This is a genomic window from Mesorhizobium sp. WSM3862, assembly GCF_002294985.1.
Taxonomy (GTDB): Bacteria; Pseudomonadota; Alphaproteobacteria; order Rhizobiales; family Rhizobiaceae; genus Mesorhizobium.
On the sequence record NZ_NSGE01000002.1, the window covers coordinates 651,123 to 670,653 of the forward strand.

Below are 19,531 nucleotides of genomic sequence, written 5' to 3' on the forward strand. Positions count from 1 at the left end.
GCATAGCCGACGCGTTGCTCCGTCGGATCTGGCGAGTTGCGCCGGGTCCCGCCCGCATGCGTCATGTAGCATCGGGCCGGTTTCAAACGTCCTTGGCAGGCAATCGAAGGACCGGAGATCGACATGAAACTACTGTTCAGCCGCAATCCCAATCCTCGCCTCGCGGTCGCGGCGGCGCGCTATCTGAAGGCCGATGTCGCCTTCGAATTCGCCTCGCCCATGGCACCAGGGCAGGCCGAGCGCTACCGCGCGCTGAACCCCAATTTGACCTTGCCTATCCTGGTCGGCCCGGGATGGAGCCTGTGGGAAGCCGATGCGATCGCATGCCGGCTCTCGCGCGACATGCATTCGGATTTCTGGCGCACCGGCGACGACGAGCCGCAGATGATCCGCTGGCTGAGCTGGGGCAAGGAGAATTTCGTCAGGGCCTGCGACATGGTGCATTTCGAGCGCGGCACGAAACAGCGCTGGGGACTGGGGCCGATCGACAAGGCATTGGTCGAGGAGGGGCTGAGGCAGTTCCACATGACGGCCGCCATCCTTGAAGCCGAGCTTTGCGGGCGCCAATGGCTGGTCGGCAATTCGGTTTGCTATGCCGACTTTCGTATGGCGACCTTTCTCGCGTTCAATGATGCCGCCCGGTTGCCGCTCGATGACTATCCGTCGCTCAGCCGCTGGTATCGGCGGATCGATCATATCGATGCCTGGCGCGACCCGTTCCAGGGGCTGGATGCGCCGCAACTGCCGCCGGTCAGCAGCGAGGCGGCGCCGGGCTAAGCCAGGATTTTGAACGTCTTTTTTGGACCATCGTCGAGGATGCCTGCCAAGCCGCGGCGGAAATGGCTCGCCCCTGCGATGGGACGCGGGCCGTGGCCTGCACTAAGCAGACTTTGTCCGGCGTTTGGAGGTCAGGCAGCATCAGCCGATTGGTCGCCGCTCAACGCATCGCGCAACGCCCGGACTTTTCGCGTGAGAGCATCGATCTCGGCCGAGGTCATGCCTGAACGCTCGACCAGCGTTTCGCCCAGACAGCTGCATTGCGTGAGCAGCGCCCGGCCTGCCGCGGTGAGATCGACCTGCACCTGCCGCTCATCGTCATGGCTGCGCTGGCGGGTCACCAGACCCGCCTGCTCCATGCGCTTGACGAGCGGCGTGACGGTGCTCGATTCCAGCGCCAGCCGGCGCGCTATGGTGCCGACCGACATGCCATCGGCCTCTCCAAGCGCATTGAGCACGAGATACTGGGGATACGTGATCCCCATCTCGTCGAGCATGGGCTTGTAGGTACGGTTGATCGCCATGCTCGTGGCGTAGAGCGCGAAACAGAGCTGATTGTCCAGGGGCAGAGGCATCGCGCCATGATCCTTTTGTCGACGTCGTGAGGCTCTTTAGCACAAAAAATCATATCGCGATACATATTATCGTGGACAAGAAGTCATCGTTGCGCTAAACATATCATTATCGCGATATCATTTATCGCGATAATGACAAAGGAGATTGAGATGACTGAAGCTTCACATGCGAAGGCCGGCTCGGGCAGCGGCACGATCACCACCAACGACGGCACGCAGATCTACTACAAGGATTGGGGCACCGGTCAGCCGGTCGTCTTCCACCATGGCTGGCCACTGAGCAGCGACGACTGGGATGCCCAGATGCTGTTCTTCCTCTCCAAGGGCTATCGGGTCATCGCCCATGACCGCCGCGGCCATGGCCGCTCCAGCCAGACTGACACCGGCAATGAGATGGACACCTACGCCGCCGATGTGACGGCGCTGGTTGCGCATCTCGACCTCAAGAACGCCATCCATGTCGGGCATTCGACCGGCGGTGGCGAAGTGGCGCGCTATGTCGCGCAGTACGGTTCCGGAGGCCGTGTCGCCAAGGCTGTGCTGATCGGAGCGGTGCCGCCGATCATGCTCAAGACCGCTGCCAATCCCGGTGGCCTGCCGATCGAAGTGTTCGACGGCTTTCGCTCGGCGCTGACGACGAACCGCGCCCAGTTCTTCCGCGACGTTCCGGCCGGCCCTTTCTACGGCTTCAACCGTCCAGGCGCGACGGTGTCGGAAGGTGTGGTCGACAATTGGTGGCGGCAGGGCATGATGGGCGGCGCCAAGGCGCATTACGACTGCATCAAGGCGTTCTCGGAAACCGACTTCACCGAGGACCTGAAGAAGATCGACGTGCCGGTGCTGGTCATGCATGGCGACGACGACCAGATCGTGCCGATCGCGGATTCGGCGCTGCTCGCGATCAAGCTGCTCAAGAAGGGCGAGCTCAAAGTCTACAAGGGCCTTCCGCACGGCATGGCGACGACCCATGCGGAGGTCATCAATGCCGACCTCCTGGCTTTCTTCCAGGCCTGAGTCCCAGCGCCAGAGAAGCACCCGCCATCGCGCGGGTGCTTTGCTCTCTGGAGCTCGTCCGGAGTGGCCGGCTCAGGCTTTCCTGGCCTCCTTCATGTTCGGCAGGAACACGGTCAGCAGGCCGAGGAAGGGCAGGTACGAGCAGACGTGGTAGACGAAGTCGATGCCTTTCATGTCGGCGATGACGCCGAGCACGGCCGCAGCGATGCCGCCCATGCCGAAGGCGAAGCCGAAGAAGATGCCGGCGATCATGCCGACGCGGCCGGGAACCAGTTCCTGCGCGAAGACGACGATGTTGGAGAAGGCCGACGACAGGATCAGGCCGATCACAACGGTAAGCACCATCGTCCATTCCAGATTGGCGTAAGGCAGCGCCAGCGTGAAGGGCAGAACGCCGACGATCGAGAACCAGATCATCGCCTTTTGTCCGTAGCGGTCGCCGAACGGGCCGCCGAGCAGGATGCCAAGCGCCGAGGCGCCGAGGAACAGGAAGAGCATGACCTGCGACATCTGCACCGAAACGCCGAACTTATGGATGGCGTAGAAGGTGTAGTAGCTGGACAGCGAGGCGATATAGGCGTTCTTGCTCAACACCAGCAGCGTCAGCACCGCCAATGCCCCCATGACCTTTTTGCGTGGGAAGGGCGAGACGTGAGCCGCCGGCTTGCGGCTGGCCATCGAGGCGCGCAGCCGGCTGTACCAGCCGCCAACCTGCCACAGCACGACGATGCCGATCAGCGAGCCGACGGCGAACCAGGAAATGCTGGTCTGGCCGAAAGGCACGACGATGAAGGCGGCGAGCAGCGGGCCCATCGCCTGGCCGAAATTTCCGCCGACCTGGAACAGCGATTGCGCGAGACCGAAGCGGCCGCCCGAGGCGAAGCGGGCGATGCGCGAGGATTCCGGATGGAAGATCGCCGAGCCGATACCGATCAGCGAGGCGCCGATCAGGAGCAGCCAGTAATGGCCGGCATGCGCGAGCACCACCAGCCCGACCAGTGACGAGGCCATGCCCCAAGGCAAGGAATAGGGCATCGGCCGCTTGTCGGTGATCATGCCGATCACAGGCTGCAGCAGCGAGGCCGTTACCTGGAAAGTGAACGTAAGAAGGCCGATCTGCCAGAAATCGAGACCGTAATTCTCTTTGAGCAGCGGATAGATCGCCGAAAGCAGCGACTGCATGATGTCGTTGACGCAGTGGCAGAAGCTCACCGCAAGAATGACGGTGAAGGCCGTCGCTTGCGCCGAGGTGTGGCTTGCCGGCGCTGGGTTGGCGACGGCGGTGGCGGTCGTATCGGTCAAGGCAATGCTCCGGGTCTTTTTGGCGGCGAACCGCAGCCAGCCAGCTTTATTGGCCCGCTTGTCTTATAATCGGCTTGAATGGCGACTTCTTTCGTGGTTTGGTCCAATAGTTTCGCAAGTGGGCCACATCGAATGCCGCATGGCCGGGAAATCTTCAGGGGCGATGCCGCCGAGCTCGGCCGGCTGCATGAAAGCCGCTGGCAGTGGCTGGAGCAGGCGGTCGGGCCGGCGGTTGCGTTGCCGACCGAATATCCCGACGGCTACCACGTGCCGCGGCACCGCCACAGCCGCAGCCAGTTGCTGCATGCGCTTGTCGGCGTCGTGCTGGTGACGACCAAGCACGGCCGCTGGATGGTGCCGCCCGACCATGCAATGTGGATACCGGCCGGCATCGAGCATTCGGTCGAGATGCTGGGCGATGTCTCGATGCGCTCGGTCTATGTGGTGCCGGATGCAATTCCCGGCCTGCCGGAGGGCTTGCGCGTCGTCGGCATCACCGAGCTGATGCACAGCCTGATCGTGGAATCGGAGAAGCTGCCGCAGGGCGGCGAGCTCGAAGGACGCGCCGGGCTGATCATGCGGCTCCTGCTGCATGAGATCCCGAACCTGCCGGAGCGGCCGCTCGGCCTGCCTTTTCCGTCGGATCCGAAGCTTGCGGCGCTCTGCCGGCGCTTTGTCGCGGCGCCTTCGCCACATGCGACGATCGACGAATGGGCGGATGCCGCTGGCATGAGCCGGCGCTCCTTCACACGCGCCTTCCACCGACAGACCGGGCTGTCGCTCTCCACTTGGCGCCAGCAGGCCTGCCTGTTCGCGGCGCTGCCGAGGCTCGCCGACGGCGAACCCATCACCAGCGTGGCGTTCGATCTTGGCTATGATAGCGTGCCGGCGTTCATCACCATGTTCAAGCGCATGCTCGGCAGCTCGCCTCGCGGCTATATGCGCGGCGCGCGCGAGTCAGGCGAGGGGGCAAAGCGATCAAGCGGCCCGGTTCAGGCCAGCAGCGCCGCGGTCTAGTCTAGTCGAACAGGCTTGAAACCGATTCTTCGGTCGCCGTGCGCGAGATCGCCTCGCCCATCAGGTCGGCGATCGAGATGACGCGGATGTTGGGCGCGTCGAGCACGGCCTGGCTGGGCTGGATGGAATCGGTGATCACCAGTTCTTGCAGTTTCGAGCCACTGATGCGGGCAACGGCGCCGCCCGAGAGCACGCCATGGGTGATGTAGGCAGTGACGCTGGTCGCGCCGTTGGCGAGCAAGGCATCGGCCGCGTTGCAGAGCGTGCCGCCGGAATCGACGATGTCGTCGATCAAGAGGCAATCCTTGCCGGCGACGGCGCCGATGATATTCATCACCTCGGATTCGCCGGGCCGCTCGCGGCGCTTGTCGACGATGGCGAGCTGCGCATCGAAGCGTTTTGCAAGCGCGCGCGCCCGCACCACGCCGCCGATGTCGGGCGATACGACGACGACATTGCCGAGCTGCTTGTATTTCGCCTTCACATCCCGGGCCATCACCGGCACCGAGAACAGATTGTCGGTCGGGATGTCGAAGAAGCCCTGGATCTGGCCGGCGTGCAAGTCGAGCGTCAGCACGCGATCGGCGCCGGCGCGGGTGATCATGTTGGCGACGAGCTTGGCCGAAATCGGCGTGCGGCCTGAGGCGCGGCGGTCCTGCCTGGCGTAGCCGAAATAGGGAATGACCGCCGTGATGCGCCTTGCTGAGGAGCGCATGAAGGCGTCCATCATGATGAGCAGCTCCATCAGATGGTCGTTGGTCGGATAGGAGGTCGACTGCAGGATGAAGACATCCTCGCCGCGCACGTTCTCCTGGATCTCGACGAAGATCTCCTGATCGGCGAAGCGCCTGACGCTGGCCTTGCCCAGCGGGATGTTGAGATAGCGAGCGACCGCTTCGGCCAGCACCCTGTTGGAATTGCCCGCAAAAAGCTTCATGCACCGTTCCTGGTGAAGGATGGAGAGACCGGACAGACTCTCATGAGCCTTTATGCCGGGCTTTTAGCGGCCCGCGCCGGTATTGCAAGCCTCGTGATCGGGAATCGTTCGACAAGGCGCAACAAAGGCCGGCTGGATCGCAAGCCGGCAACAGGTTGGTCGATCAACCGGCGCCGCCGCTGCCGAGCCACGCGGTGAACTGATCGATCGTCTGGTCGGCGATGGCCTGCATGGTGGCCGGCGGTACCGCCGGCCAGCCTTCGCCGCTGTCGACGGAAACCGCTTTCTGCTGGCCATTGATGCGATGCAGGCGGTTGCCCGACGGATCGTAGATATCCCAGACATAGATGACTGTGGTGTCCTTGCCTTCGGACATGGTCGAGAAATAACCCTTCAGCACATGCGTCGCCGTCTGGTCGGTGCTGCCGACAAGGGTCACGCCGCGCTGCCTGGCGCGCGTCTGCAATTCCGCCGTCAAGGGTGCTGCGGCCTCCACCGAGGCGCCGACGATCGGCGCTACCTGCAGCCGGGTCTTGGCGATGGCGGCGGCCTGAGCCGGCGTGGCAGGCGTTGAAGCCGCCGCGGTCGCTGTGGGCGCGGGCGCGGTGGTCGTTGTTGGCGATGCGGTGGCCGACGTGCCCTGGGTGGCCGGCAGAGCCTGGGCCGAACCCGCCGGCGGCTTGACGGCAGAAGGATCGAGGACGTCCTTGGCGTTGGTGCAGGCGGCCAGCGCCAGCGCCGCAAGCAATGACACGGTCGTCACCTGCGATCGTCTCATTTGCCCGACAACTCCCTGGTGGCGAACGCCCCCGCGTGAACCAACCATTATGGATTCACTGCACGATCAAGTCGAGATCATGGCGCGAGAGCGGCTTCGGCGCCGATTCCGTGGTAAGATAGGTGCGGCCGAGCGTCATCGCCGTATCGGTTTCCGAATCCATGATGATCATATGCGCGAACAGCGTCATGCTGGGCGCGATCGGCTCCGGATTGCCCTGGTAGAACATCGGCATGTCCATCCAGGACGGCGTGAAGCGGGCGCCGAGCGAATAGCCGCAGGCGTTCAGCCGGTGCTTGGTCAGATTATGCGCCTCGAGCGTGCGGGCATGCGAGTCGAAGACGTCGCCGAAGGAATTGCCCGGCGTCATCGCCTTCTCGACGGCAAGCAGAGCCGCGCGGGCGGCATCGAACAGTTCCTGGTGGCGCTTCGAGACCTTGCCGGTCAAAACGGTGCGCATCATCGCCGCGTGATAGTGATGGAAGACGCCCGCCCATTCGAGCGTCAGTTGGTCGTTCTTGGTGAGCTTGCGGCGGCCGGCCTTGTAGCGGCAGAGCAGGGCATCGGCGCCGGACCCGATGATGAATTCGTTGGCGGGATAGTCGCCGCCGCCGGCAAAAACTGCTCCTTGCATGGCGGCCAGGATCAGCGCCTCGTCGCCGCCCTGCTTGATCAGGGGCAGCGCGGCATCGAGCGCATCGTCGGCGAGGCTTGCGGCTTTTTCGGCCTTGGCGATCTCGGCCGGACTCTTGAAGAGACGCAGCCGGCCGACGATTCCGGAAGCATCGGCGATCTGGCCGAAGGTCTGCAACTGCTCGTCCACGCGACGGCCATTGTAGGCCGTGAGGCCGTGCGTATCGTATTCCACGCCGATGCGGGCGCCAAGCAGATCGAGATCGTTGAGCAGGTTGCGCAGGTCGATCGCGGGATTGGCGCCATCACGATCGGTCCACAATACGATATTCTCGATGGTCGAGGTGTTTCGCGCCTGCCTCAAATCGGCCGAGCGGGTGAGCAGCACCATCGAGCCGTCGCCCTTCACCACCAGGCACTGGAAGAAGCAGAAGCCGAAAGTGTCGTAGCCGGTCAGCCAGTACATGCTCTCCTGCGCGAACAAAAGCACGGCGTCGAGCTTCTTCTCGGCCATCTCGATCAGCAGCCGGTCGCGCCGCGCGTCGAATTCCGAACGTTCGAAATGCAGCGCCATTACTCTTTCTCCAGAACGATTGCCGAGACCTGCCGCCCGTAATCCGCTTCCCTGCGGTGGGTGGTGCGGCGGTAGGAATAGAAAAGGTGTTCTTCGGCGTAAGTGCAGCGGCCGAGCCCGTCGGCGGTCACGCCGGCCTTGCGCAACCGGTCGACCGTATATTGGTTGAGGTCGAACATCGAGTGGCCAGGGTTCTGCGACGACTTGAAGTAGCGTTGATTGCCGGCGTCGGCCTCGATGAAGCGAGCGACGAATTCCGGTCCCACCTCGTAATTGTCGGGTCCGATGGAAGGGCCGAGCACGGCGACGATGCGATCGCGGCGGGCGCCGAGCCCTTCCATCGCGTCTACGGTGTTTTCGAGCACGCCGGTGAGGGCGCCTTTCCAGCCGGCATGGGCCGCGCCGATGACGCGCGCCTCCGCGTCGGCGAACAGCACCGGACCGCAATCGGCCGTCGAGGCGCCGACAGCGATGCCCGGCCGGTCGGTGACGATGGCGTCGGCCTGGGGGCGAGGGCCGGCAAAAGGCTCCCTGGCAATGACGACATCGGGAGAATGGACCTGGTGCGCGGTGAGGAGATGATCCGCCGGCACGCCCATCCAGTAGGCAACGCGGCGACGGTTCTCGGCAACCAGCGTCTGATCATCGCCGGAGCCCGTGCCGATGTTGAGGCCTTGATAGATGCCGCCGGAGACGCCGCCGATGCGGGTGAAATAGCCGTGGCGTATGCCTGGCGCCTTCGCAAGCAGCGGCGAGCGTACTGGATCGGGTCTGGTCTGATTCAGCATGGAAGGGTTTGTTGTCCGCGTGGGCGATTTCGTCAAGGTGGAGTTCGGTTGGGGGATGTGAGGCTCGGGCAAGTGGCAGGGTCAGCTTGCACGGGTTGCCCGCCGATGTCAGCCAGTTTTCGCGGCTGGCAGGATCTTCATCACCTTGAACAGCTCGCCCATCGCATCGGGGCCGGCAAGGCGCTTGACCGCCTCGGAAATCGCCTGACGCGCGACATCATCGGCCCGGGCGCCCAGCGCGCCGGCGCGCTCGAGCAAGCCCATGCCGAGCAGGAATTCGCTCTGCGTGGTCAGTTCCGCCTGGAGGCCGTGCTCCCGGACGGCTGCGGCCAACGCGGCGAAATCGACGTGAGCGGTAAGGTCGGCCCCGCCGGGATTGGCCAGCACGTCTTCGTGATCGTGCCTGCGCACAGCCTGCAATGTGTCGCCGAAGCCCGGCTCAAGATGGCCGTAGTCGATGAACAGCCCGGCGCCGCCATGGCCGGCGATACGCTCGGCAATCGCTGCCATCAGCGCGGCGCGGGCCGGCGCCACCTCGACGATGGCGCCTTGCAGAGCATCGGCCGCACCGGCCGGCAGCAGCGCCGGGTCGACGGAACCCGCGCCGGCGAAGAAATGAAGATTGTCTTGTTCGTCGAGCCCGACCATGCGCTCGCGCCAGCCGGCGCCGACATAGACGAACTGGCGGATCGGCACGGCGTCGAAGAGTTCATTGCCGATGATGAAGAGCGGCTGCTGCGGCAGCGTGTCGATGGTTTGGTGCCAGCTCAGGGCGGGGCTCTGGCCGGCGAGCGTCTCTTTCTGGATTTCGGTCAGGCGCGGACTGGTCTCGATCATGGCGAAGGAAGCCTCGGCGGCAAGCGCCGGATCGAGGCGCGACCAGGTGCGCAGCATGTCCTTCATCAGCGTGCCGCGACCGGGCCCGATTTCGGCGAAGGTGGCTGGCAGCGGACGCCCGCCGCCTTGCCAGGCCTGGTAGAGCCAGACGGCGACAAGCTCGCCGAACATCTGGCTGATCTCCGGCGCGGTGACGAAGTCGCCGGCGGCGCCGAAGGGCTCGCGCGTCGTATAATAGCCGTCCTCAGGGTCGAACAGGCAGAGCGCCATGTATTCGCTGACCGGGATCGGCCCCACCGCGCCGATCAGGCCGATGATGCGCTCCTTCAGCCTGGTCATGCCGGCTGCGTCTGCGTCGTCGGCTTTGCGGTGGCCATGGCCCAGATGCCGGCGAGCACCATCGGCGAGGACAGGACCATGCCCATGGTCAGCCAGTTGGTGCCGAGCAGATAACCGAGCTGCTGGTCAGGCTCGCGGAAGAACTCGACGAAGATGCGAGACAGGCCGTAGCCGCAGATGAAGGCGCCGCCGACGAAGCGCGGTGTCTTCAGCTTCAGCCGCGAGTGGGTGAGAAAGCGCAGCACCAGGAAGAGCACAAGACCTTCCAGCAGCGCCTCGTAGAGCTGGCTGGGATGCCGGGTGAACGGGCCGCCATTGGGGAATTCGATCGCCCAGGGCACGTCCGATGGACGGCCCCAGAGCTCCGAATTGATGAAATTGGCCACACGCACCAGCCCAAGGCCGACTGGCACGCCGGCCGAGACGACGTCAAACAGCGTCCAGGTATGAATGCCGCGCTTGAGCGAAAAGAGGGTCATGGCGAGGATCACGCCGAGCAGTCCGCCATGGAACGACATGCCGCCCTGCCAGACCGCCAAGATGTCGAGCGGATGCGCGATATAGCGTGGAAGGTCGTAGAAGAGGACATAGCCGGTGCGCCCGCCGAGCACCACGCCGATCGCCGCCCAGACGATGAAATCGTCAAGATCCTCGGGCTTCATCGGCAGCTTGCCGTCCGGCCAAAGGCTGGCATTGCTGACCAGGCGCTTGGCGTACCACCAGGCGAACAGAATGCCGACGATGTAGCCGACGCCATACCAATGCACCGCCAGCGGCCCGATATGGACGATGACCGGGTCGATATTGGGGAAGAGCAGGGAGGCCAGCGGCAGCAGGAAATATTCGCTCAAACTGGGTCGCTCCGGTTGCGGTCGTCTATCGGGCGCGGACCATGCGGCAGGGTTTTGGCGGGGTCAAGGCACGCTTTGCTTGCAATCCGTGCCGCGCGCCACTACGTCAAATAATCAAGCGAGGATTTGCCATGTCGACCGGAACGAACCGCATTCTCGATGAATTCGCCAAGCTGATGACCGATGCCGCGGGGGCAGCCCAAGGCGTCAGGCGCGAGATGGAGACGGCTTTCCGCAGCCAGGCCGAGCGCCTGCTCAACTCCATGGATGTGGTGAAACGCGAGGAGTTCGAGGCCGCGCGCGAGATGGCCGTCAAGGCAAGAGAAGACAACATCCAGCTTGCGGTGCGCGTCGAAGCGCTCGAGGCCAAGCTCGCCGAATTGACCGGGCAAGCCGCACCTGCGGCTGCGGCGAAGCCCAGATCAAAAAAATAATCGTAAACTTTTCCACAAAGCACGATCCGAAAAATCGCTTTGCCGTGAATCGCTTACCGGCATTGCATGAATCTTTTTGACAGCGCCTTTCCACATGCGAATGACGCAGTGCGAAAAATTGGGCTGTTCACGCGACTCCCGATCAATAGACTGAATTTGTTGCATGATTCGAAGCAGGGTCATGCGCCGGGCGGTGGGGTCCGGTTGGGGTCTTTGCGTTTGGAAAGTCCTGGCCGTCCGAGTTCTAGACAAGATTGTTCGTTGTGCGTGCCCTCTCTTGCGGAGCGTGTGGCGGCGCTCTCAGAACGACAGGAAGCATTCATGGAACTCCTCGAACTCGAATTCTCCCGCGAAATCCACCCGGTGGACGTCATCGAGCAGGTGGCCCACAACAATGACTGGTCCTTCGAACGCGCCGGCGACGACGAGATTTCGATTTCGGTAACAGGCAGCTGGACCGACTATCATGTCTCCTTTTCCTGGATGGAAGATTTCGAAGCGCTGCATCTGGCCTGCGCGTTCGACATCAAGGTGCCGGAAACGCGCGCGCTGGAGGTGATGCGACTCCTTTCGCTAATCAACGAACAGATGCTGTTTGGCCATTTCGACCTGTGGGAGCAGGAGGGCGCGATCATGTTCCGGCAATCGCTGCTGCTCGCCGGCGGGGTCGAGCCGTCGAGCCAGCAGGTCGAGGTGCTTCTGTCATCGGCGTTAGAGGCCTGCGAATGCTATTTCCAGGCCTTCCAATTCGTCGTCTGGTCGGGTACGTCGGCCAAGGACGCGCTGTCGAGCGTGCTCTTTGAAACCCATGGAAGCGCCTGAGCGAAGCCAATACCGCCGATGAGTTCCAGCAGCGAGCGCAAGCCGGAGATCAGTTTTGCCGATTTCGATCGTGTCGACATCCGTGCCGGCACGATCGTCGAGGCTGAGCCCTTTCCGGAGGCGCGCAAGCCGGCATTCAAGCTGAAGATCGATTTCGGCCCGGCGATCGGGGTGAAGAAGTCGTCGGCGCAGATCACCAAATATTATGCGCCGGAGACGCTGATCGGCCGGCAGGTCTTCGCGGTGGTCAATTTCCCGCCGCGCCAGATCGGCCCGTTCATGTCGGAAGTGCTGACGCTTGGCTTTCCGGACGAGGAGGGCGCCGTCGTGCTCGGCGCCATCGAGCGCAAAGTGCCGGACGGCGGGCGTCTATTCTAGAACAAGCCTGGGCCGGCCCGACGTCACCGCGTTCTGATCGGCGCGCTTGCGCGGCATCCCCAGCGCTTCTTCGACAACGTCGAGGAACATCTCGGCGCATGACTTCCAGCTGTAGCGCAGTGCGCGCTGGCGCGCCTCCGCGCGGTCAATGTGAAGCGCCTTGAGCGCCGCCTCGCGCAAATCCTCGGATACGGCCCCGCCGACGCCGTCGCCGACGATGTCGATCGGTCCGGTCACCGGATAGGCGGCCACCGGCGTGCCGCTGGCCAGAGCCTCGATGATGACGTTGCCGAAGGTGTCGGTGCGGCTCGGAAAGACGAAGACGTCAGCCGAAGCGTAGATTTCCGCCAGTTCGTCGTTCGGGCGATGGCCGAGGAAATGCGCGTTCGGATAGCGGGCGCTGAGCTTTGCCAGTTCCGGCCCTTCGCCGACCACCACCTTGCTGCCGGGGAGATCTAGATCGAGGAAGGCGGTCAGGTTCTTTTCGATCGCGACACGGCCGACGCAGAGGAAGATGGGGCGGGGAAAGCTGGTGTCCTTGCGTTTGTTCGGCCGGAAATGATCGGTGTCGACGCCGCGAGTCCAGGGCCTCAGCTTATCGAAGCCGCGCGAGGCAAGGTCGTCCGCCAACGATTGCGTAGCGACCAACGTGCCCTGTCCGGAATTGTGGAACTCGCGCAGCCAGTTATAGGCCCACCTCTCCGGCACCGGCAGGCGGGCGCTGAGATATTCGGGGAAACGCGTGTGGTAGCTGGTGGTAAAGGGACGGCCGGCCTTGCGGCAGTAGCGGCGCGCCATGATGCCGAGCGGCCCTTCGGTGACAATGTGGATGTGGTCGGCCTTGTGCGCTTCGATCAGCCGCGCGACATGACTGGGGGTTGTCAAGGCGAGCCGAATGTCCGGGTAGGTCGGCAGCGGCAAGGTGCGGAAGATGTTCGGCGTCAGAAAATCGACCTGGACGTCGAAGGATTTCAGCGTTTCGGTAAGCCGCTCCAGCGTGTGAACCACGCCGTTGACTTGCGGTCGCCATGCGTCGGTGACCATCATGATTCGCATGACGACCCTTCGCACAGGTTCTTGGGCGCGCCGGCACGATGGCGGAACGGCAGCCAGGCTGCAGCTCGCGCTTCGCTCCAGCGCACCCGGGCGGGTGCGGGATCGAAGCGGGGCGGCATAACCGAATCGATAAAGGTCGCGCGCTTCATGCGCGCTCTTGACCATGATTTCATGACGGGGGGATGAAGGCCGTCTCTGTCCGACTAAGCCGGCACCTTGATCACGGCTCGCAGACCGCCCAGCGGGCTGTCTTCAAGCATGATGTCGCCGCCATGGGTTCGGGCGATGTCGCGGGCGATCGACAGACCAAGGCCGGTGCCGCTGGCATCGAGATTGCGCGCTTCGTCGAGCCGCAGGAATGGCTTGAACACTTCCTCGCGCTTGTCCGGCGCGATGCCGGGACCGTCATCGTCGATGGTGACGGTCAGCGAGCCGCGGCCGTGATTGGCATGGACCTCGACCGTCTTGGCATATCGGAAGGCATTGCCGATGACGTTGGACATCAGCCTGGCAAAGGCGTTCGGCCGCACATGCACGGTCGGATCGCCGGTCAGTGTCGTCGACAGCTTGCATTTGCGCAGTTGCGCTTCCTCGCCAAGCTTCTGGAAATAGGCATCAAGATCGAAGCGGCCGGTGTCTTCCGCCGCCTCGCCGCGGGCAAAGGAGAGATAGCCCTCCAGCATCGACTGCATGTCGTCGATGTCCTGGTTCAGCGCTGCCTTGGTCTCGGCCTTGCCGCCAGCCAGGGCCAGCTGCAGCTTGAAGCGGGTCAGAATGGTCCTGAGATCATGGCTGACGCCGGTCAGCATGGCGGTACGCTGCTCGATCTGGCGCTCGATGCGCTCGCGCATCTGGATGAAGGCGAAGCCGGCGCGGCGCACTTCCTCCGCGCCGCGCGGACGGAAATCGCGCGGCATCGGCCGGCCCTTGCCGAAGCTCTCGGCGGCTTCGGCCAAGGTCAAGATCGGCCTTATTTGATTGCGCAGGAAGGGGATGGCGATCATCAAGAGCACCAGCGAGGTGCCGACCATCCAGATCAGGAAGATATGGGTGTTTGAGGCATAAGCCTGGCTGCGACGCACGAAGACGCGCAGGACCTTGCCTTCGAGCTGGACGCGGACCTCGACGACATTGGAGTTGCCGACCGTGTCGATCCAGAAGGGACGGTTGATCTGTCGGGTAATCTCCGATGACAGGGCCGTGTCGAGGATTGAGAAGAACGGCTTCGGCCCGGGGGCCGGCAGCGGATCGGGCGGCAGCAGATCCACTTTCAGCTGCATGCGGTCCTGGGCGATGCGGATGATGTTGGCGTAATCGGCGTCGTGGGGATAGGTCTCCATCATGTCGATGATGGCAGCGATGTCTGCGATCGTCGCCTGCGACAGGCGTTGGGTAACAGTCTGCCAGTGGCGCTCCATGAAGACGAAGGCGACGACCGACTGCAAAAGAATCATCGGCGCGATGACGATGATCAGGGAGCGGGCATAAAGCCGCTTCGGCATGTAGAGCGCGACCAGGCGCCAGAACCGGTTCCAGGCGCGCGGCATCGCCCTCAGCGTCCGCAAAGCGAGATCGCCGGGGCTCCCGGTCTTGGGCTTTTCCAGTTGCGTGGTCGCCATTGGCCCTTCCGCTCGTAGACGGCCATTCAGCCAAGGCCGTCTGCGAGCATGTTATTCCACGCTGAGCCGATACCCAATACCGCGCACGGTCTGCAGCCACACCGGATTGGACGGATCGCGCTCGATCTTGCGGCGCAGCCGGTTGATCTGGACGTCGATGGTCCGCTCGCCGACATCCGATTCGTCGCCGACGAGCTCGTGCCGCGGTATTGTTTCGCCCGCCCGGGCGGCGAAGATCGCCAGGATTTCCTGCTCGCGGTCGGTCAGCTTCAGCGCCTCGCCGCCACGCTTCAGTTCGCGCTTGGCGATCTGGAACGTGTAGGGGCCGAAAACGAGCTGCTCGACTTTCGGCGTCGCCGCCGGGCCGCCGCGGCGCAGGATGTTGTTGATGCGCAGGATGAGCTCGCGCGGATCGAAGGGCTTCGGCAGATAGTCGTCGGCGCCGGCCTCGAGCCCGGTGATACGGCTGTCGGTTTCCGACAGCGCCGTCAGCATCAGGATCGGCACGTTCTTCTCGGCCCGCAGCGCCTTGGTGAGGTCGACGCCGGTTTCGCCGGGCATCATGACGTCAAGCACGAGCAGGTCGAAGTCCAGCCCCGCGAGCTTGCGCCGGGCCTCGCCGGAGTTGCCGGCGACGGTGACCCGAAAACCGTTCTCGGACAAATATTGCTTGAGCAGATTGCGAATGCGGGTGTCGTCGTCGACCACCAGCAGATGCGGCGCATCATCGCCGGGCGCTGCCGGATGATCAACCTTCTCAGTGGTCTCCATTTTTCTTCCCCGATGTTTGCGCAGGCACAATGTCGATCTGCGCTCTAAGTTCCGGATTGACCATCGCCTCGAGGAATCTCTCGATCGAGGCGCGTTCGGCGGTCCCGGAATCTTCCAATGCAGCACGGATGCGGCGCGACTGTGGCCGTGCCAGCGCCAGTGCCAGCGCGCGGCCCTTGGCAGTCGGATAGAGCTCGCGCTGCCGGCGGTCGCGCAACCCTTGCACCTGGACAATATGGTCCGTGTCGATCAGCTGCTTCAACACCCGCGCCAGGCTCTGCTTGGTGATCTTCAGCACGTCGAGCAGCTCGGCTACCGTCAGTCCGGGCCTGCGGTTGACGAAATGCAGGACGCGGTGATGGGCACGGCCGAAGCCGTAATCGGCAAGGATCTGGTCGGGATCGGAGGTGAAGTCGCGATAGGCGAAGAAAAACAGCTCGATGATGGCAAAGTCGATGCCGTCCTCGTCGGTGATCGCCGTCCTGATCGGTTTTCCGGCTGCGGGGCTTCGTTCCGTCATCATTTCTCCATGCCAAGCGGGAATTACGTCAGTACTGTTGACGTAATTTCCCGCAAATGATAATTTTTGACAAGCTTTTCGGCGGATTGCGAACGAAAAGGCAAGCGGAAGCCGTTTTTCCGGAACTTCCTAAGTTTGCCAGGGATTGAATATCCGCCTACGCTTCCAGACACAGGCCGGCGGTTTCGGACCCAGTGGCCGGGCCGATACGAAAGGCCGTATGACACAACGATTGGCGGGCGCCCGCCCGCGGGAGGTTTCCATGGCATCCGTTCCCTTCGATCAACTGGACGGCTTCATCTGGATGAACGGGGAGTTCGTCAAATGGGGCGAGGCCAAGATCCACGTGCTGACCCATGGCCTGCACTATGCCAGCGCGGTCTTCGAGGGCGAGCGCGCCTATGGCGGCCAGATATTCAAGCTCACCGAGCACAATGAGCGCCTGCATGAATCGGCGCGCCTGCTCGGCTTCAAGATTCCCTACTCGGTCGGCGAGATCGACGAGGCTTGCCGCACGCTTCTGAAGAAGCAGGGTTTCAAGGACGCCTATGTGCGTCCGATTGCCTGGCGCGGCAGCGAGCAGATGGGTGTTTCGGCGCAGAACAACCGCATCAACTGCGCCATCGCCATCTGGCAGTGGCCGAGCTATTTCGACCCGGCGCAGAAGCTGAAGGGCATCCGTCTCGACGTCGCCGAATGGCGCCGGCCCGACCCGCGCACGGCGCCGTCCAAGTCCAAGGCCGCCGGCCTCTACATGATCTGCACGCTTTCCAAGCACGCCGCCGAGGCCAAGGGCTACGCCGACGCCATGATGCTCGACTGGCGCGGCCAGGTGGCGGAAGCCACCGGCGCCAACATCTTCTTCGTCAAGGACGGCAAAATCCACACCCCGACGCCCGACTGCTTCCTCGACGGCATCACCCGCCGCACCGTCATCGGCCTGGCCAAGGACCGCGGCTTCGAGGTGATCGAGCGCGCCATCATGCCCGAAGAGCTCGATGGCTTTGAGCAGTGCTTCCTTACCGGCACGGCCGCGGAAGTCACGCCGGTCTCGGAAATCGGCCCGTACCGATTCGAGGTCGGCGAGATCGCCAAGACGTTGATGAACGACTATTCTGCCGCGGTGCAGCCAAAGCACGCCATCGCCGCAGAATAGCGATAGTCACAGCCTTTTTGTGCAACGGGGCGGTTTCGGGCCGCCCCTTTTATTTAGGCGCCTGCGCAGCAATTCGGCGTCTCATGGGTGCGGGCGATCCGGCGACGGCAGCGGAGCAGCCGGTGGGACTGGCAGGGCGATGGGCATACAAAGCATCATCGTCGGCGCCGGCGCCATCCTCACCGACATCATGCGCGCGGTCATGACCGTGATGAAGAATAGGCTTGGCAGAATTTCAGGCTTCCCATGGACGGCTATGGCCGCCCATTTCTTTTAGAGGGATCACCGGTGGACGCAGTCGGCTGTGCCCTCTACATCAGGGCAACACCTCGAAAGGAAAGCCATGGGTCAGCTCAATGCCGGCATCGTGCCGGTCACGCCCTTCCAGCAGAATTGCACCATTCTCTTCGACATGGACGACAAACAAGGTGTCGTCGTCGATCCCGGCGGCGACGTCGACAAGATAGTGGCAGTGCTTAAGGACAACGCGATCAGGGCGAAGGCGATCTGGATCACTCACGGCCATATCGATCATGCCGGCGGCGCGATGGATCTGAAGGATGCACTCGGCATCGACATCATCGGCCCGCACGAGGCTGATCGGCCGCTGCTTGCCAATCTCGAGACCCAGGCCAAGCGCTTCGGCCTTACCGATCCGGTGCGCAATTGCATTCCGGACCGTTTTCTCAGCGAAGGCGACACGGTCTCGTTCGGAGAGCATGTGTTCGAGGTGCTGCATTGTCCGGGGCACGCGCCGGGCCATGTCGTCTACTACAACCGCGCGGCCAAATTCGCCCATGTCGGCGACGTGCTGTTTCGCGGCTCGATAGGCCGCACCGATCTGCCGGGCGGCGATCACGCCGCGCTGATCGCCGCAATCAAAGACAAGCTGCTGCCGCTCGGCGACGATATCGGCTTCATCTGCGGTCACGGTCCGGGCGGCCGCTTCGGCGAGGAGCGCCGGACGAATCCCTTCCTGACCTGATCCTCTGCGCAAAGAAAAAGCGCCGCTGGAGGGCGGCGCTTTTGCCTGGACTGGAAACCGTAAGTCTTAGTTGGCAACACAGAAATGCTGTTCGCCATCGTTGCCCGTGAATGTGCCGGTACGCGAGTTGAAGGTGCGGTACCGGTCGGAGCAATACTCGTACCATTCGCGGGTCCACGGCTCGGCATAGCGGTCGGCATAGACGACGCGCGGCTGTACATAGTAGCGGCGAACGGGGCGGTCGACATAATAGCCGTCATCATAGGCGGGATCGTAGTATCTCGGCCCAGGGTTGCTGAGAGCACTACCGATCAGGGCGCCCGCCGCCAGGCCGACAACGCCCGCGGCAAGGGCGTCGCCGCCATTGTGATGATGACGACGCCAGCGCCAATCATCAGCATTTGCCGCCGAGAAGGTGGCCAAAGTGGTCGCGGCGACGCCGGCGGTCACAATGGCGGTCTTGAGAATTCGGTTCATTTTCGGTCTCCTTCGCGCCGGCCCGCGTATTTCAGGGGATGCGGGTCGGCTTTAGCAGGGGTTAATAGAAGACCGTGGCTGAACGGAGGCTGAACGGCACTGCGCGAACGATTTCGCGGCTCGACAAAATTCCGAGCTCTGCGGGAGCGCCCCGCCTGCTCAGTCTCCGTCGGATCTGTCTTGAGCCGGCTAGCCGATAGACAGATTGACGGCCTTCGGACCCTTGCCTCGCTTGTCGGGCTCGGTGTCGAATGTCACTTTCTGCCCATCCTCAAGACCGGGAAGGCCCGACGCCTGCACGGCCGAAATATGGACGAAGACGTCCTTCGCGCCATCGTCGGGCGTGATGAAGCCGAAGCCCTTGGCATGGTTGAAAAATTTGACGGTGCCGGTCTGCGGCATGGGAAGCTCCTTTGATCCCATCAAGTCAGTCTCGGGCCGGCAAATTGCCCGAGAGGAAATTTGTCCTTTATTTTAGCGCTATCGGCAAGAGAAAGTTTTCGCCTGCCAATACAACTATTTGCCGGACAAAAAAGGGCGCGACGGAACCGTCGCGCCCTCGAAAACTCAAGCTTCCTGCGAAGCCGATTCATGATCCTGCCGCGCCGTTCATCAGCGGAAGGACAGGCAGCGTCGCCCGCTCAGGCGGCGCGGAGGTTGACCGCCTTCGGACCCTTGCCCATGCGGTCAGGCTCGACGTCGAAGGTGACCTTCTGGCCGTCGACGAGCGTACGCAGGCCGGAGGCCTCGATCGCGGAGATGTGGACGAACACGTCCTTGGCGCCGCCGTCAGGCGTGATGAAGCCGAAGCCTTTGGTGGCGTTGAAGAACTTTACGGTGCCGGTCTGGGCCATGGGGGAAACTCCTTCACCCGTATCAGTCTCGTGGGCT

At 63.2% G+C, this 19,531-nt stretch carries 24 protein-coding genes; 9 read left to right on the top strand and 15 right to left on the bottom strand.

Annotated elements, in window-relative coordinates; all coding sequences use genetic code 11:
- Positions 1 to 123: 123 nt before the first annotated feature.
- The gene (locus tag CK224_RS07385; RefSeq protein WP_095781285.1) at positions 124 to 777 is read left to right on the top strand and encodes a glutathione S-transferase family protein; all 654 of its coding nucleotides are present in this window, start codon (positions 124 to 126) and stop codon (positions 775 to 777) included.
- Between the two features lie 131 nt (positions 778 to 908).
- On the opposite strand, the gene CK224_RS07390 is transcribed toward CK224_RS07385, so the two are convergent.
- Positions 909 to 1,352 (bottom strand): MarR family transcriptional regulator, encoded by a 444-nt coding sequence (locus CK224_RS07390; protein WP_066994371.1) that lies wholly within the window; start codon positions 1,350 to 1,352, stop codon positions 909 to 911.
- Positions 1,353 to 1,502: 150 nt separating this feature from the next.
- Here CK224_RS07390 and CK224_RS07395 point away from each other — a divergent pair, with 150 nt between their 5' ends.
- Positions 1,503 to 2,366, top strand: a complete 864-nt coding sequence (locus CK224_RS07395; protein WP_095781286.1) for an alpha/beta hydrolase — start codon at positions 1,503 to 1,505, stop codon at positions 2,364 to 2,366.
- Between the two features lie 72 nt (positions 2,367 to 2,438).
- Here the strand turns inward: CK224_RS07395 and CK224_RS07400 are convergent, their stop codons facing one another.
- A complete protein-coding gene (locus CK224_RS07400) occupies positions 2,439 to 3,668 on the bottom strand; it encodes an MFS transporter (protein WP_176477870.1) in 1,230 nt (409 codons plus the stop codon).
- Between the two features lie 132 nt (positions 3,669 to 3,800).
- Here CK224_RS07400 and CK224_RS07405 point away from each other — a divergent pair, with 132 nt between their 5' ends.
- Positions 3,801 to 4,685, top strand: coding sequence for a helix-turn-helix transcriptional regulator (locus tag CK224_RS07405; RefSeq protein ID WP_095781288.1), 885 nt, complete (start codon positions 3,801 to 3,803; stop codon positions 4,683 to 4,685).
- Position 4,686: 1 nt separating this feature from the next.
- Here the strand turns inward: CK224_RS07405 and CK224_RS07410 are convergent, their stop codons facing one another.
- From CK224_RS07410 to lgt, 6 genes are all read right to left on the bottom strand, one after another.
- Entirely contained in the window at positions 4,687 to 5,622 is a 936-nt protein-coding gene (locus CK224_RS07410) for a ribose-phosphate pyrophosphokinase (RefSeq protein WP_066994382.1), read from the bottom strand.
- 163 nt (positions 5,623 to 5,785) lie between these two features.
- Positions 5,786 to 6,400 (bottom strand): hypothetical protein, encoded by a 615-nt coding sequence (locus CK224_RS07415; protein ID WP_095781289.1) that lies wholly within the window; start codon positions 6,398 to 6,400, stop codon positions 5,786 to 5,788.
- A gap of 55 nt (positions 6,401 to 6,455) precedes the next feature.
- Positions 6,456 to 7,607 carry a Xaa-Pro peptidase family protein gene (locus CK224_RS07420; protein WP_095781290.1) on the bottom strand — a complete coding sequence of 384 codons (1,152 nt, stop codon included), beginning with the start codon at positions 7,605 to 7,607 and terminating at the stop codon, positions 6,456 to 6,458.
- On the bottom strand, positions 7,607 to 8,395 hold the full coding sequence (pgeF, locus tag CK224_RS07425; RefSeq protein ID WP_095781291.1) for a peptidoglycan editing factor PgeF: 789 nt from the start codon (positions 8,393 to 8,395) through the stop codon (positions 7,607 to 7,609). Before pgeF ends, CK224_RS07420 begins: the two co-directional genes overlap by 1 nt.
- A gap of 108 nt (positions 8,396 to 8,503) precedes the next feature.
- Positions 8,504 to 9,571, bottom strand: a complete 1,068-nt coding sequence (locus tag CK224_RS07430; RefSeq protein ID WP_095781292.1) for a class I SAM-dependent methyltransferase — start codon at positions 9,569 to 9,571, stop codon at positions 8,504 to 8,506.
- Positions 9,568 to 10,422, bottom strand: a complete 855-nt coding sequence (gene lgt, locus CK224_RS07435) for a prolipoprotein diacylglyceryl transferase (RefSeq protein ID WP_095781293.1) — start codon at positions 10,420 to 10,422, stop codon at positions 9,568 to 9,570. Before lgt ends, CK224_RS07430 begins: the two co-directional genes overlap by 4 nt.
- A 131-nt stretch (positions 10,423 to 10,553) precedes the next feature.
- Here lgt and CK224_RS07440 point away from each other — a divergent pair, with 131 nt between their 5' ends.
- From CK224_RS07440 to CK224_RS07450, 3 genes are all read left to right on the top strand, one after another.
- Positions 10,554 to 10,856, top strand: coding sequence for an accessory factor UbiK family protein (locus CK224_RS07440; protein ID WP_066994397.1), 303 nt, complete (start codon positions 10,554 to 10,556; stop codon positions 10,854 to 10,856).
- Positions 10,857 to 11,177: 321 nt separating this feature from the next.
- A complete protein-coding gene (locus tag CK224_RS07445) occupies positions 11,178 to 11,678 on the top strand; it encodes a YbjN domain-containing protein (protein WP_066994911.1) in 501 nt (166 codons plus the stop codon).
- An 18-nt stretch (positions 11,679 to 11,696) separates the two neighbouring features.
- Entirely contained in the window at positions 11,697 to 12,056 is a 360-nt protein-coding gene (locus CK224_RS07450; RefSeq protein WP_066994400.1) for a tRNA-binding protein, read from the top strand.
- Here CK224_RS07450 and CK224_RS07455 read toward each other — a convergent pair.
- The 4 genes from CK224_RS07455 to CK224_RS07470 form a co-directional block, all read right to left on the bottom strand.
- A complete protein-coding gene (locus CK224_RS07455; RefSeq protein WP_095781294.1) occupies positions 12,048 to 13,112 on the bottom strand; it encodes a glycosyltransferase family 1 protein in 1,065 nt (354 codons plus the stop codon). The two genes, CK224_RS07450 and CK224_RS07455, sit on opposite strands and share 9 nt — an antisense overlap.
- Before the next feature lie 203 nt (positions 13,113 to 13,315).
- Positions 13,316 to 14,659, bottom strand: coding sequence for an ATP-binding protein (locus tag CK224_RS07460; protein WP_067327137.1), 1,344 nt, complete (start codon positions 14,657 to 14,659; stop codon positions 13,316 to 13,318).
- A gap of 123 nt (positions 14,660 to 14,782) precedes the next feature.
- Positions 14,783 to 15,502, bottom strand: a complete 720-nt coding sequence (locus CK224_RS07465) for a response regulator transcription factor (protein ID WP_059188911.1) — start codon at positions 15,500 to 15,502, stop codon at positions 14,783 to 14,785.
- Complete coding sequence (locus CK224_RS07470; protein ID WP_095777371.1) at positions 15,489 to 16,022, bottom strand: MarR family transcriptional regulator; 534 nt, start codon at positions 16,020 to 16,022, stop codon at positions 15,489 to 15,491. The genes CK224_RS07465 and CK224_RS07470 overlap by 14 nt, the downstream gene beginning before the upstream one ends.
- 262 nt (positions 16,023 to 16,284) lie before the next feature.
- On the opposite strand from CK224_RS07470, the gene CK224_RS07475 reads away from it, so the two are divergent.
- The 3 genes from CK224_RS07475 to CK224_RS07480 all read left to right on the top strand — a co-directional run bounded on the left by CK224_RS07475 (position 16,285) and on the right by CK224_RS07480 (position 18,163).
- Positions 16,285 to 17,178: a branched-chain amino acid aminotransferase gene (locus CK224_RS07475; protein ID WP_095781295.1), complete on the top strand. Its 894-nt coding sequence runs from the start codon at positions 16,285 to 16,287 to the stop codon at positions 17,176 to 17,178.
- A 139-nt stretch (positions 17,179 to 17,317) separates the two neighbouring features.
- Positions 17,318 to 17,455 (top strand): hypothetical protein, encoded by a 138-nt coding sequence (locus tag CK224_RS31210; protein ID WP_164763686.1) that lies wholly within the window; start codon positions 17,318 to 17,320, stop codon positions 17,453 to 17,455.
- A 66-nt stretch (positions 17,456 to 17,521) separates the two neighbouring features.
- A complete protein-coding gene (locus CK224_RS07480; protein ID WP_067326594.1) occupies positions 17,522 to 18,163 on the top strand; it encodes an MBL fold metallo-hydrolase in 642 nt (213 codons plus the stop codon).
- 66 nt (positions 18,164 to 18,229) lie between these two features.
- Here CK224_RS07480 and CK224_RS07485 read toward each other — a convergent pair whose 3' ends face one another.
- From CK224_RS07485 to CK224_RS07495, 3 genes are all read right to left on the bottom strand, one after another.
- The gene (locus CK224_RS07485) at positions 18,230 to 18,640 is read right to left on the bottom strand and encodes a BA14K family protein (RefSeq protein ID WP_066994411.1); all 411 of its coding nucleotides are present in this window, start codon (positions 18,638 to 18,640) and stop codon (positions 18,230 to 18,232) included.
- Between the two features lie 189 nt (positions 18,641 to 18,829).
- On the bottom strand, positions 18,830 to 19,042 hold the full coding sequence (locus tag CK224_RS07490; protein ID WP_006202521.1) for a cold-shock protein: 213 nt from the start codon (positions 19,040 to 19,042) through the stop codon (positions 18,830 to 18,832).
- A 239-nt stretch (positions 19,043 to 19,281) separates the two neighbouring features.
- Positions 19,282 to 19,494: a cold-shock protein gene (locus CK224_RS07495; protein ID WP_006202520.1), complete on the bottom strand. Its 213-nt coding sequence runs from the start codon at positions 19,492 to 19,494 to the stop codon at positions 19,282 to 19,284.
- Positions 19,495 to 19,531 lie beyond the last annotated feature (37 nt).